We start from the raw sequence: 13,602 nt of genomic DNA, 5'->3' as shown, positions 1-13,602 counted from the left end.
AAGTCTAGAAAGAGGAAAGTTATGAACGAAATTAAATGTCCCAACTGTGGGGAAGTCTTTACAGTAAATGAGAGTCAGTATGCCGAACTCTTATCCCAAGTGAGAACGGCTGAGTTTGATAAGGAACTGCACGATCGAATGAAGCAGGAGCTGGCCTTGGCTGAGCAAAAGGCCATGAATGAGCAACAGTCTAAACTGGCTCAGAAGGATCAAGAAATTGTGCAATTACAGAGTCAAATCCAAAACTTTGATACAGAGAAAGAACTGGCTAAGAAAGAGGTTGAACAAACCAGTCATCAGGCTTTATTGGCAAAGGACAAGGAAGTACAGGACTTGGAAAACCAATTGGCTACCTTGCGTTTAGAACATGAAAATCAACTGCAAAAGACCCTTTCTAACCTTGAAAAAGAGCGCGATCAGGTCAAAAACCAGCTCCTTTTACAAGAAAAGGAAAATGAGTTATCTCTAGCTTCCCTCAAGCAAAATTACGAAGCCCAGCTCAAGGCGGCTAGTGAACAGGTCGAGTTCTATAAGAATTTCAAAGCCCAACAATCCACAAAAGCTATCGGGGAAAGTTTGGAACAGTATGCAGAGAGTGAGTTTAACAAGGTTCGTAGTTTTGCCTTTCCAAATGCCTACTTTGAGAAGGATAACAAGGTTTCTGCGCGAGGATCTAAGGGGGACTTTATCTTCCGTGATTTTGATGAAAATGGTCTAGAATTCATTTCCATCATGTTTGAAATGAAAAACGAAGCGGATGGGACGGAGAAGAAGCATAAGAATGCAGATTTTTACAAGGAATTGGACAAGGACCGTCGGGAAAAGAACTGCGAGTATGCGGTTTTAGTGACCATGCTTGAGGCAGATAATGACTACTTTAACACTGGGATTGTGGACGTCAGTCATGAGTATGAAAAGATGTATGTGGTTCGTCCTCAATTCTTTATTCAGTTGATTGGGCTCTTGCGTAATGCAGCGCTTAATTCTCTAAAATACAAGCAGGAGTTGGCCTTGGTTCGCGAGCAAAATATCGATATTACGCATTTTGAGGAAGATTTGGATGCCTTTAAACTAGCTTTTGCCAAGAACTACAACTCTGCTTCGACCAACTTTGGCAAAGCTATTGATGAAATCGACAAGGCCATCAAACGCATGGAAGAGGTCAAGAAGTTCCTAACCACATCCGAAAACCAACTCCGCCTCGCAAACAATAAGTTGGAAGATGTTTCGGTTAAAAAATTGACCCGAAAAAATCCAACTATGAAAGCGAAGTTCGAAGCGCTGAAGGGAGAGTGAGAAAGCAAATAATGTTTTACTTTTCGAAAAATAAGGTTCTTCAGCTGGATCAGAAAAGCATGGATTATGTAACCTTTGGTAAAGGAAAGAAGTCTCTCGTTATCATACCAGGGTTGGGGGATGGATTACAGACGGTTAAAGGCATGGCTCAGATGTTAGCTTTAACTTACCGAGAATTTGCCAAGGTTTATAAAGTTTATGTTTTTAGTCGCATCAATAAGTTGCCAGAAAATTATACAACACGAAATATGGCTGCTGATGTAGCGGATGCAATGGATGCCTTAGGACTAAAAAGTTCTGCTGTTATGGGGATTTCCCAAGGCGGTATGATTGCTCAATGGCTAGCTGTAGATTTTCCAGAAAAAGTTGACAGATTGATTTTAGCTGTTACAACTCCAAAACTTGGTGATCTTGGTAGAGAGCGGATTAGTCGCTGGCTTGACCTTAGTCAAACAGGGACTTATAAAGAACTAATGTTTGATATTGCTAGTCACTCTTACACAACTAAATCCTTTGGAAGGTTTAAATACCTTTATCAAATAATGGGAATCTTTGGTCGCATTAAAGATAAACAACGTATTGCTATTCAGACTGTATCTTGTTTGAAACATGATAGCCTAACTGTTTTGGAAAAAATCAACTGTCCTACGCTAATCATTGGAGCGGAAAAAGATGATGTTCTAGGCATAGAAGCTTCGGTTGAATTGCATCAGCATGTTAAAAATAGCCAGCTCACTATTTTGCCAGAGTGCGGCCATGCACTTTATGAGCAGAATAAGGATTTCCAAAAGAGAGTTTTAGTATTTTTAGAAAGTTAATGAATGAACGGTATTATCAACTTAAAAAAAGAAGCGGGGATGACCTCGCATGATGCGGTTTTTAAGCTGCGTAAGATTTTGGGAACCAAAAAGATTGGTCATGGTGGGACCTTGGATCCGGATGTGGTGGGTGTTTTGCCGATTGCGGTTGGCAAGGCGACTCGCATGGTCGAATTTATGCAGGATGAGGGCAAGGTCTATGAGGGGGAGATTACTCTGGGCTATTCAACGACGACCGAGGATGCTAGTGGGGAAGTGGTCGCAGAGACCCTTGTTTTGTCGCCCTTGGATGAAAAGCTTGTCGATGAATCGATTGCAAGTCTGACTGGGTCTATTACTCAGATTCCGCCTATGTATTCGGCTGTTAAGGTCAATGGTCGCAAGCTCTATGAGTATGCGCGTGCTGGTCAGGAAGTAGAGCGTCCAGAACGCCTGGTAACCATTTATCAATTTGAGCGGACAAGTCCGATTTCTTATGAGGGTCATCTTGCACGCTTTACTTTTCGTGTAAAATGCAGTAAAGGGACTTACATCCGTACCTTATCAGTTGACTTGGGAGAGAAGCTTGGTTATGCGGCCCATATGTCCCATCTGACTCGAACCAGTGCTGCAGGTTTACAACTAGAAGATGCTCTTACCTTGGACGAAATTGCTGCAAAAGTGGAGACTGGTCAGTTGGACTTTCTCCATCCTCTAGAGATTGGAACGGGGGATCTTGTTAAAGTTACCCTAACTCCAGAACAAGCTACAGAAGTGCGCTTTGGTCGTTTTATTGAGCTTGATCAGTCAGATAAGGAATTAGCTGCCTTTGAAGGAGATACATTGCTAGCCATTCTAGAAAAACGAGACAATTTCTACAAACCAAGGAAGGTTTTGGGCTAGTCTAACTGGAGTGTGGGGATGGATTTGTTTCCCCTAGACTATCCAAATCAGACTATAAATTTTGCAAAAAATGTGATAGAATAGACCACGGATAAAAAAACGGAGGATAGCATGCAAAATAGACCAATCATTATCGGAGTGACAGGTGGTTCTGGTGGTGGTAAAACCAGTGTTTCTAGGGCCATTTTATCGCACTTTCCTGATGAAAAGATTTCCATGATTGAGCACGATTCATACTACAAGGATCAGTCTCACTTGACCTTTGAAGAGCGTGTCAAAACCAACTACGACCATCCATTTGCCTTTGATACAGACTTGATGATCGAGCAGATTAAGGAATTGTTGGCAGGACGTCCGGTGGACATTCCAACTTATGACTATACAGAGCATACGCGGAGTAGCAAGACCTATCGTCAGGAGCCTCAGGATGTCTTTATCGTTGAGGGGATTCTGGTCTTGGAGGACAAGCGTCTGCGCGATTTGATGGATATCAAGATTTTTGTGGATACAGATGATGATGTGCGTATTATTCGTCGTATCAAGCGTGATATGGAGGAGCGTGGCCGTAGTCTAGACAGCGTTATTGAGCAGTATTTGGGCGTGGTCAAACCCATGTACCACCAGTTTATCGAGCCGACCAAGCGTTATGCCGATATCGTCATTCCTGAGGGAGTCAGCAATACCGTTGCTATAGACCTTTTGACGACAAAAATTGCAAAGATTTTGGAAGAAGCACGAAACAGTAAATAATTAGATGAGGAGGCCTTGCCTCCTTTTTCTATTTTTCCTTTAGTTTCAGTAGGAAAAAGGTGATTTTTAAGCATGTTTTTGGTATAATAATACCCATGGAAAAGCAAGAAAATGAATAGTAGGTGGAGATGGAAAAGTATTTATCGGTAACAACTTTGACCAAGTATCTGAAAATGAAATTCGATAAAGACCCTTACTTGGAACGGGTCTATTTAACTGGTCAAGTTTCCAACTTTCGTAAACGACCTACTCACCAATATTTCTCCTTGAAAGATGACCATGCAGTTATTCAAGCAACCATCTGGTCAGGGATTTATCAAAAATTAGGTTTCGACCTGGAAGAAGGAATGAAGATCAATGTAATTGGGCGTGTGCAGGTCTATGAACCAAGCGGTAGCTACTCTATCATCATTGAAAAAGCTGAACCTGATGGGGTTGGGGCGCTAGCGATTCAGTTTGAACAACTTAAGAAAAAATTGACGGAAGAAGGTCTATTTCAAGAGAGATTCAAGCAACCTCTTCCCCAGTTTGCTAAGCGAATCGGTGTGGTAACCAGTCGCAGTGGAGCTGTTATTCGAGATATTATCACAACCGTCAGTAGACGTTTTCCTGGTGTCGATATCCTTCTCTATCCAACCAAGGTGCAAGGAGATGGAGCTGCTGAGGAAATAGCTCGGAATATTGCGCGTGCCAATCAACGTGAGGACCTAGATGTCCTCATCATTGGTCGTGGTGGGGGTTCCATCGAGGATCTCTGGGCTTTTAACGAAGAGATCGTGGTACGGGCTATTTTTGAATCTCGTTTGCCAGTTATTTCTAGTGTTGGGCATGAGACGGATGTGACCTTGGCAGACTTTGTGGCCGATCGTCGTGCTGCGACGCCAACAGCTGCGGCTGAATTGGCAACGCCTGTGACCAAGTTGGATCTTTTGACCCATTTGCAAAATCAGGAAAAACGGATGGCAACAGCAGTCCGAAATGTCCTATCTAAGAAACAAGAAGCTTTGAAAAAATGCAGTCAGTCAGTCATCTTTAGACAGCCAGAGCGCTTGTACGATGGATATTTGCAACGGTTGGATCAACTGCAACTGCGATTAAAACAAAGTTTGCGAACACGGATTTCTGATAGCAAACATTTAGTCCAAGCAAGGACACACCAATTGGTGCAATTATCACCTGTTCCCAAAATCCAACGCTATCAGGATCGGCTTGCTCAGTTGGACAAGCTCCTCCGTAGCCAAATAGCTCTGGTTTATGATGCCAAGGTTGCTGAGGTCAAGCGACTCTCGGAAGCTCTTCTGATGCTGGATACGAGCCGAATTGTGGCGCGTGGCTATGCTATTGTCAAAAAAGAAGAGTCCGTTGTGGATTCGGTTGAGAGTTTGAAGAAAAATGACCAAGTGACGCTTTTAATGCGAGATGGTCAAGTAGAATTAGAGGTTAAAGATGTCAAAACAAAAGAAATTTGAGGATAATCTAGCAGAACTTGAGTCCATTGTCCAAAGTTTAGAAAATGGCGAAATCGCTCTAGAAGATGCGATTGCGGCCTTTCAAAAGGGCATGGTTTTGTCAAAAGAGCTCCAAGCGACGCTGGACAAGGCTGAAAAGACCTTGGTCAAGGTCATGCAAGAAGACGGAACAGAAAGTGATTTTGAATGAAGAAGCAAGAAAAATTAGCTCTTGTTGAGTCGGCTTTGGAAAATTTTTATGGAGACCAGCAGTTTGCCTCTAGTTTGCGAGAGTCCGTTCTTTATTCCATTCATGCTGGTGGCAAGAGAATTCGGCCTTTTCTCTTGTTAGAAGTTCTGGAAGCCTTGCAAGTCGCTATTAGACCAGCGCATGCACAGGTAGCTGCGGCCTTGGAAATGATTCATACAGGGAGCTTGATTCACGATGATCTTCCTGCCATGGATGATGATGATTACCGTCGGGGACGCTTGACCAATCACAAGAAATTTGGCGAAGCAATGGCAATATTGGCAGGAGATGCCTTGTTCCTAGATCCCTATGCCTTGATCGCGCAGGCAGATTTGCCAAGTCGGATTAAGGTGAATTTGATTGCCAACTTATCCCTTGCTTCAGGTAGTCTAGGCATGGTGGCAGGTCAGGTTTTAGATATGGAAGGCGAACACCAGCATTTGTCTTTGGAAGAACTCCAGACCATTCATGCCAATAAAACTGGAAAATTACTAGCCTATCCTTTCCAAGCCGCCGCTATCATAGCTGAATTAGAACCAGAAATCCAAGTAAAACTGAAAACTGTGGGTGAATTGATTGGGCTTGCCTTTCAAGTTCGAGATGATGTACTGGATGTGACAGCTAGTTTTGAGGAAATCGGCAAGACACCGCAAAAGGATTTACAGGCAGAAAAGTCGACCTATCCAGCCTTGTTGGGCTTGGAAAAGGCCATTGCCTTTTGTAACCAAACTCTGAATCAAGCCGAGGCTAAATTAGAAGAAATTGCCCAGCAGGTTCCCTTTGAAACAGCACCGATTGTGAAAATAGTAGAAGGTTTGAGAATCAATGGCTAAGGAAAGAGTGGATGTACTAGCTTATAAACAGGGCTTGTTTGAAACGCGAGAACAGGCCAAGCGCGGTGTCATGGCTGGACTAGTCGTAGCAGTCCTTAATGGAGAACGCTTTGATAAACCAGGAGAAAAAATCCCAGATGATACTGAACTAAAACTCAAGGGTGAAAAACTCAAGTATGTCAGTCGAGGTGGTCTAAAACTAGAGAAGGCCTTGGAGGTCTTTGATTTGTCAGTCGAGGGAGCAACCACGATTGATATTGGGGCTTCCACTGGAGGATTTACTGATGTCATGTTGCAAAATGGTGCTGAGTTAGTCTTTGCAGTCGATGTCGGTACCAATCAGTTAGCATGGAAACTGCGCCAAGATTCTCGGGTTGTTAGCATGGAGCAGTTTAATTTCCGCTATGCTGAAAAGACTGATTTTGAGCAGGAACCAAGCTTTGCCAGTATTGATGTGAGTTTCATTTCCCTCAGTCTGATTTTGCCTGCTTTGCATCGTGTCTTGGCTGATCAAGGTCAGGTGGTGGCACTTGTCAAACCCCAGTTTGAAGCAGGTCGTGAGCAGATTGGGAAAAATGGAATCATTCGAGATGCTAAGGTTCATCAAACTGTCCTTGAATCTGTCACTGCTATGGCAGTTGAACAAGGTTTTTCAGTGCTTGGATTAGACTATTCACCAATCCAAGGTGGACATGGAAACATCGAATTTCTGGCATATTTGAAAAAGGAAGAGGGAGCAAGCAATCAAGTTGTTCCCGAAATAGAAAAAGTTGTAGAGAGAGCACATAGAGAATTTAAAGATGAATAAAAAAGAGAGACTTGAAAAAATTAGAAGATTTGTTACGGATTATCAGATCGGGACTCAGGAAGAAATTGTTGAGTACTTGAGGGAAGCAGGTATTTCTGCTACTCAAGCTACTGTCTCAAGGGACATCAAAGAACTTGGAATTGTTAAAATTCCTTTGAAGAACAACACCTATATCTATGAGTTGCCAAAATCAATCGTCAAAAGTTTGCAGTTGGCTGAGAACAATATTGTGAGTTCTGAGTTAATGGGAAATATGATCAACCTTTCTGTCATTCCTGGAAATACTATTTTTGTGAAGAGTCAGTTGGTCGAAGCATTTCCTGAACAGATTTTTAGCTGTCTAGCTGATGATGATTCTATCTTAATTGTAGCTAGAACAGCAGAGGCAGCTGAAGAAATTGTTGAACAAGTCAAAAAATGGTAGGTCAGTATGTTACTTGAAATTTCAATAAAAAACTTTGCCATTATTGAGGCGATTTCGCTCAATTTTGAAAAGGGTATGACTGTTTTGACTGGGGAAACGGGTGCCGGAAAGTCTATCATTATCGACGCTATGAATCTCATGTTGGGGGCTCGTGCAACGATAGACGTTATTCGTCATGGTGCGCCAAAGGCGGAGATTGAAGGACTTTTTTCGGTTGAAAACAGTCGTGTTTTACAGGAACTTTTTGATGAGCAAGGTTTGGAAATGGGTGATGAAATTATCATCCGGCGGGAAATTTTGCAAAATGGTCGTAGTGTTAGTCGCGTGAATGGTCAGATGGTCAATCTGTCTGTCTTGCGTGCCATTGGGCAACACCTTGTGGATATCCATGGTCAGCATGACCAAGAGGAGTTAATGCGTCCTCAACTGCACATCCAGATGTTGGATGAGTTTGGTGATGCTGCTTTCTTGGACTTGAAGGAGACCTATCAGACGAGCTTTGATGCCTATCGCAAAATGCGCAAGCAGGTTTTGGAAGTCAAGAAAAACCAGCAGGAACATAAGGCTCGTATTGAGATGTTGGAATTTCAAATGGCAGAGATTGAGGCAGCGAACTTACAGGCTGGTGAAGACTTAGCTCTCAACCAAGAACGAGATAAACTCCTCAATCATAAAAATATTGCGGATACGCTAACCAATGCCTACAGTATGCTGGACAATGAGGAATTCTCCAGTCTTGCTAATGTCCGTTCAGCCATGAATGACATGGAAAGTGTTGAAGAATACGACCCTGAATACCGTGAAATTTCAAGTTCTCTGTCTGAGACCTACTATGTTTTAGAAGATATTACAAAGCGTTTGGAAGATATTATTGAGGACTTGGATTTTGATGGCAATCGTCTCATGCAGGTTGAAAATCGCTTAGACCTTATAAATACTATTACACGCAAGTACGGTGGAACTGTGGACGATGTTTTGCTTTATTTTGCCAAGATTACGGAAGAGTACAATCTCTTGACTGGAAATAATCTTTCTTCCGAAGATATGGAAGCAGAACTCAAGAAATTGGAAGTTAATCTTGTTGATTTGGCAGGTCAGCTTGCATCTGCTCGCCATGATTTGGCCCAGCAGCTTGAGGCAGAGATTAAACAAGAACTGCAAGATCTCTATATGGAGAAGGCTCAATTTCAGGTTCGCTTTAGTAAGAGTAAGTTCAGCCGTGAAGGAAATGAAGCAGTCGAATTTTACATTTCCACCAACCCAGGTGAGGACTTTAAGCCTTTGGTCAAAGTTGCATCTGGTGGGGAATTATCCCGCCTCATGCTAGCTATTAAATCCGCCTTTTCTCGCAAAGAAGGTAAGACTAGTATTGTCTTTGATGAGGTGGATACGGGAGTTTCAGGTCGTGTGGCCCAAGCCATTGCTCAAAAGATTCATAAGATTGGTCAGCATGGTCAGGTTCTTGCTATTTCTCACCTTCCACAAGTGATTGCCATCGCGGATTATCAATTCTTTATTGAGAAGATTAGCGATGAGCACTCAACGGTGTCGACGGTTCGCCTTTTGACTTTAGAAGAGCGAGTAGAGGAAGTAGCTAAGATGTTGGCTGGGGAAAATGTAACCGAAGCTGCCCTTACCCAAGCCAGAGAATTATTGCAAACGAGGATGAAATAAATGACAGACTATTATGTAATTGGAGATGTTCACGGAAAGGCAGGTATGCTAGAAGATCTGCTCAAGACCTGGGATGGTCAAACTCAGTTGCTCTTTCTAGGGGATTTGATTGACCGAGGTGAAGACAGTCGCCGTGTTCTAGAGATGGTCAAAGACTTGGTCGACAATCAAGGAGCTATTTGTTTATCAGGTAACCATGAGTATATGTTTCTGACTTGGCTTGATGACCCAGAAGAAAGCTATGACCATTATCGTCGCAATGGTGGTGATACAACCATTAACTCAATTTTAGGTCGTCCCTTGGATGCACCAGTTGATGGCGTAGAAGATGCCAAGCGTGTTGCGACTGAAGCGGCAGACTTGGTCGAATTTATTCGTCAAATGCCATTTGTGGTAGAGACAGACAAATATATCTTTGTTCACGCAGGTATTGATTTGACCTTGGATGATTGGCATGAAACGACTGATTACAAGAAAGTCTGGCTCAGAAAGCCATTCCACGAAGCCGAAAATCATACTGGGAAAATCATTGTCTTTGGGCATACACCAGTTTATGGTTTGCTAAAGCAAGACCGAGGTACTGCTGAGCTTTGGATGACAGAAGATGGCAAGATTGGCATGGATGGAGGAGCTGTTTATGGTGGTGTCCTTCATGGAATCGTCTTTACAGACCAAGGAATGACCGAACACCACTTTATCGAAAATGATGGTTTTATTGCCGAAGATTAGTACTCCTAGCAGGGTATGGTCTTGTCAAAATGTTAAAAACAATTTATAATTAATAGATACCCTGAAAGGAAGAGCATCATGAACTTAGAAGAATTGAAGAAACGACAGGAGAAGATTCGGAACTTCTCTATTATCGCCCATATTGACCATGGGAAATCAACCCTAGCAGACCGCATTTTGGAAAAGACGGAGACCGTTTCTAGTCGTGAAATGCAAGCCCAACTTCTAGATAGTATGGATCTTGAGCGTGAACGTGGGATTACCATTAAACTCAATGCCATTGAGCTCAATTACACTGCAAAAGATGGCGAAACCTATATTTTCCACTTGATTGATACACCAGGACACGTGGACTTTACCTATGAAGTGTCGCGTTCGCTAGCTGCCTGTGAAGGAGCGATTTTGGTGGTTGATGCGGCTCAAGGGATTGAAGCTCAAACTCTTGCTAACGTTTATCTAGCCTTGGACAATGATTTGGAAATTCTGCCAGTCATTAACAAGATTGACCTTCCAGCAGCTGATCCAGAGCGTGTTCGTACAGAGATTGAGGATGTCATCGGACTGGATGCCAGCGAAGCAGTCTTAGCTTCAGCCAAAGCTGGTATTGGTATTGAAGAAATTCTTGAGCAGATCGTTGAAAAAGTGCCAGCACCAACGGGTGATGTTGCAGCTCCATTAAAAGCCTTGATTTTCGACTCAGTTTATGATGCCTATCGTGGGGTTATCCTCCAAGTGCGTGTTATGGACGGAGTGGTTAAACCTGGCGATAAGATTCAGCTCATGAGCAATGGCAAGACCTTTGATGTGACGGAGGTCGGTATTTTCACGCCGAAAGCAGTTGGTCGTGATTTTCTTGCGACTGGTGACGTTGGTTATATTGCGGCTTCTATCAAAACGGTTCAAGATACCCGTGTGGGTGATACAGTTACTCTAGCAAGCAATCCAGCAGCAGAACCGCTAGATGGATACAAGCAGATGAATCCTATGGTCTTTGCGGGTCTTTATCCAATCGAATCAAACAAGTACAATGACCTTCGTGAAGCCCTTGAAAAATTGCAGCTCAACGATGCTAGCTTGCAGTTTGAACCAGAAACATCTCAGGCGCTTGGATTTGGTTTCCGTTGTGGATTCCTTGGACTTCTCCATATGGATGTTATTCAAGAGCGTTTAGAACGTGAGTTCAATATTGACCTCATCATGACAGCTCCGTCTGTTATTTACAAGGTTAACCAAACTGACGGTGAATCTATGGATGTGTCTAACCCCTCTGAATTTCCAGATCCAACCAAGATTGCGACTATTGAAGAACCGTATGTCAAGGCGCAAATCATGGTACCGCAGGAGTTTGTCGGAGCAGTGATGGAACTGGCTCAGCGCAAGCGTGGGGATTTTGTGACCATGGACTATATTGATGATAATCGTGTCAATGTTATCTATCAAATTCCACTTGCTGAAATCGTCTTTGACTTTTTTGATAAGCTCAAGTCTTCGACACGTGGTTATGCAAGCTTTGACTACGAATTGTCAGAGTATCGCCCATCTAAACTGGTCAAAATGGATATCCTTCTCAATGGAGACAAGGTGGACGCCCTTAGCTTTATCGTTCACAAGGATTTTGCCTACGAACGTGGGAAACTCATCGTGGATAAGCTCAAGAAAATCATCCCTCGTCAACAATTTGAGGTGCCGATTCAAGCAGCTATTGGGCACAAAATCGTGGCTCGTACTGATATCAAGGCCCTTCGTAAGAACGTACTTGCTAAGTGTTACGGTGGTGACGTTTCTCGTAAACGCAAACTCCTTGAAAAACAAAAAGCTGGTAAGAAACGCATGAAAGCTATCGGATCAGTAGAAGTACCACAAGAAGCCTTCCTTAGCGTCTTAAGTATGGATGAAGAATAGAAATAAAAAAACTCTTGAAGATTTTTCAAGAGTTTTTGCTTTAAATGAGAGTGATAAAATCGGAAGCTAACAGAATCGATTAGGTTAGAATTTGACAGAAGTCCTTATTTTTCTTATAATGCAGATGGAAAGGTGGTAGGATGAAAAAATTATTAATTTTAGGTACTGTAGTTACTGTTAGTGTTTTTTTAGCTTCATGCTCTAATAAATCGCAAACAGCAACCGAAGAAAGTTCGACTGCGGTTGTTAGTTCTTCAAGCAGTCAGGAAACGAGTAGCACTAGTTCTGCTGTTTCTGAAGCGAAAAAGGAAGAGACGCAAATCATCGGTTCGAATGAATATGGATTTGTCAAGGTACCCAAATCATGGGTTCGATTCCATGAAGTAGAAGGTGGAAATGATATACAGTATTGTGATGGAACAGATATCAACATTGTTACGCTGAATACCTTTAAGGCTGAGCAGTTTAATATCAGCCAAGAAGAATATGCTAAACTGGATGTTGTGACTGTCTCATCTAGTATTTTAACTTCCAAAGAACAAAGCTCTGATTTCAGTAAGGTCTGGGGTTCCAAATCGACCATTGGAGGTTATGAAGCCTATGTTGTCAATGCAATTGCTAAGTCAGGAAAATACCTCGTTACCTGGGTTTTCCGATCAAATGATGGTAAAATTCGCTATGTTTCACTTGAAGGGGATGGGGAAACTTTAAAAACAATCTTACCGATGGTTGAAAGTAGCTGGTCAATTACTAAATCTGAATAAATGAAAAAAAGAAGATCCTTGGTCTTCTTTTTATTTTTTTTACGAATAGATAGATGAGTAGAAAAAGAAATGGAGTTGTATATGAAGATCACAAACTATGAGATTTACAAATTGAGAAAAGCTGGGCTGACCAATCAACAAATTTTAACTGTTCTTGAATACGACGAGACTGTAGATCAGGAGCTCTTGCTAGGTGATATTGCAGAAATATCTGGATGTCGTAATCCTGCTGTCTTTATGGAACGCTATTTCCAGATAGATGATGCACAGTTGGAGAAGGAGTTTCAGAAATTTCCATCCTTCTCGATTCTTGATGACTGTTATCCTTGGGATCTGAGTGAGATTTATGATGCTCCAGCGCTCTTGTTTTATAAAGGAAATCTAGACTTATTGAAATTTCCAAAGGTTGCTGTTGTAGGGAGTCGTTCATGTTCTAGTCAGGGAGCAAAATCGGTTCAGAAAGTCATTCAAGGTTTGGAAAACGAGTTAATCGTGGTCAGTGGTTTGGCCAAAGGGATTGATACGGCTGCCCATATGGCTGCACTCCAGAATGGAGGGAGAACGATTGCTGTCATTGGAACAGGATTGGATGTTTTTTATCCCCGAGCCAATAAACGTCTGCAGGAACACATTGGTAATCACCATTTGGTACTTAGCGAGTACGGACCTGGTGAGGAACCCTTGAAATTTCACTTTCCAGCTCGTAATCGTATCATTGCTGGCCTTTGCCGTGGTGTGATTGTAGCAGAGGCAAGGATGCGTTCTGGTAGTCTCATCACCTGTGAGCGTGCCATGGAGGAAGGGCGTGATGTCTTTGCCATTCCAGGAAACATTTTAGATGGGCATTCAGATGGCTGTCACCACCTGATTCAAGAGGGAGCAAAGCTGATTTCAAGTGGTCAAGATGTGCTGGCTGAGTTTGAATTTTAAGGAGAAATTTGTTCACTCAGATAAACTTTTCTTCTATATATAGGACTTAGGTCTTGACAGCTATAGAAAAATGGTTTACACTTTATAAAGTTTA

General features: G+C 42.5%; 14 protein-coding genes. All 14 read left to right on the top strand.

All coding sequences use genetic code 11. From position 1 onward, the window contains the following. Positions 1 to 21: 21 nt before the first annotated feature. The 14 genes from PCY17_RS00835 to dprA all read left to right on the top strand — a co-directional run bounded on the left by PCY17_RS00835 (position 22) and on the right by dprA (position 13,508). On the top strand, positions 22 to 1,296 hold the full coding sequence (locus tag PCY17_RS00835) for a DUF2130 domain-containing protein (RefSeq protein ID WP_247955055.1): 1,275 nt from the start codon (positions 22 to 24) through the stop codon (positions 1,294 to 1,296). A gap of 11 nt (positions 1,297 to 1,307) precedes the next feature. Beyond that, a complete protein-coding gene (locus tag PCY17_RS00830; protein ID WP_278276136.1) occupies positions 1,308 to 2,114 on the top strand; it encodes an alpha/beta fold hydrolase in 807 nt (268 codons plus the stop codon). A 3-nt stretch (positions 2,115 to 2,117) separates the two neighbouring features. Beyond that, a complete protein-coding gene (gene truB / locus PCY17_RS00825) occupies positions 2,118 to 2,996 on the top strand; it encodes a tRNA pseudouridine(55) synthase TruB (RefSeq protein ID WP_278276135.1) in 879 nt (292 codons plus the stop codon). A gap of 111 nt (positions 2,997 to 3,107) precedes the next feature. After that, positions 3,108 to 3,746, top strand: coding sequence for a uridine kinase (gene udk, locus PCY17_RS00820; RefSeq protein WP_009730252.1), 639 nt, complete (start codon positions 3,108 to 3,110; stop codon positions 3,744 to 3,746). Positions 3,747 to 3,874: 128 nt separating this feature from the next. Then, positions 3,875 to 5,215, top strand: a complete 1,341-nt coding sequence (xseA, locus tag PCY17_RS00815) for an exodeoxyribonuclease VII large subunit (protein WP_084944568.1) — start codon at positions 3,875 to 3,877, stop codon at positions 5,213 to 5,215. Further along, positions 5,193 to 5,405, top strand: coding sequence for an exodeoxyribonuclease VII small subunit (locus tag PCY17_RS00810; RefSeq protein WP_084944567.1), 213 nt, complete (start codon positions 5,193 to 5,195; stop codon positions 5,403 to 5,405). The genes xseA and PCY17_RS00810 overlap by 23 nt, the downstream gene beginning before the upstream one ends. Beyond that, positions 5,402 to 6,277 carry a polyprenyl synthetase family protein gene (locus PCY17_RS00805; protein ID WP_084944566.1) on the top strand — a complete coding sequence of 292 codons (876 nt, stop codon included), beginning with the start codon at positions 5,402 to 5,404 and terminating at the stop codon, positions 6,275 to 6,277. The genes PCY17_RS00810 and PCY17_RS00805 overlap by 4 nt, the downstream gene beginning before the upstream one ends. Further along, a complete protein-coding gene (locus PCY17_RS00800) occupies positions 6,270 to 7,085 on the top strand; it encodes a TlyA family RNA methyltransferase (protein WP_301390637.1) in 816 nt (271 codons plus the stop codon). Before PCY17_RS00805 ends, PCY17_RS00800 begins: the two co-directional genes overlap by 8 nt. Further along, entirely contained in the window at positions 7,078 to 7,509 is a 432-nt protein-coding gene (locus PCY17_RS00795; RefSeq protein WP_216728325.1) for an arginine repressor, read from the top strand. Before PCY17_RS00800 ends, PCY17_RS00795 begins: the two co-directional genes overlap by 8 nt. 6 nt (positions 7,510 to 7,515) lie before the next feature. Further along, entirely contained in the window at positions 7,516 to 9,183 is a 1,668-nt protein-coding gene (recN, locus tag PCY17_RS00790; protein WP_301390636.1) for a DNA repair protein RecN, read from the top strand. Then, on the top strand, positions 9,184 to 9,912 hold the full coding sequence (locus PCY17_RS00785) for a metallophosphoesterase family protein (RefSeq protein ID WP_000133347.1): 729 nt from the start codon (positions 9,184 to 9,186) through the stop codon (positions 9,910 to 9,912). Between the two features lie 78 nt (positions 9,913 to 9,990). Further along, positions 9,991 to 11,814: a translation elongation factor 4 gene (lepA, locus tag PCY17_RS00780; RefSeq protein WP_001047193.1), complete on the top strand. Its 1,824-nt coding sequence runs from the start codon at positions 9,991 to 9,993 to the stop codon at positions 11,812 to 11,814. Positions 11,815 to 11,954: 140 nt separating this feature from the next. Beyond that, positions 11,955 to 12,578 (top strand): hypothetical protein, encoded by a 624-nt coding sequence (locus PCY17_RS00775; RefSeq protein ID WP_227945789.1) that lies wholly within the window; start codon positions 11,955 to 11,957, stop codon positions 12,576 to 12,578. 81 nt (positions 12,579 to 12,659) lie between these two features. Continuing rightward, complete coding sequence (dprA, locus tag PCY17_RS00770; protein WP_061586937.1) at positions 12,660 to 13,508, top strand: DNA-processing protein DprA; 849 nt, start codon at positions 12,660 to 12,662, stop codon at positions 13,506 to 13,508. The last annotated feature ends 94 nt before the right edge of the window (positions 13,509 to 13,602 follow it).

This window comes from Streptococcus sp. SO2 (genome assembly GCF_030440025.1).
This window is presented reverse-complemented; position numbering and strand designations above follow the sequence as displayed.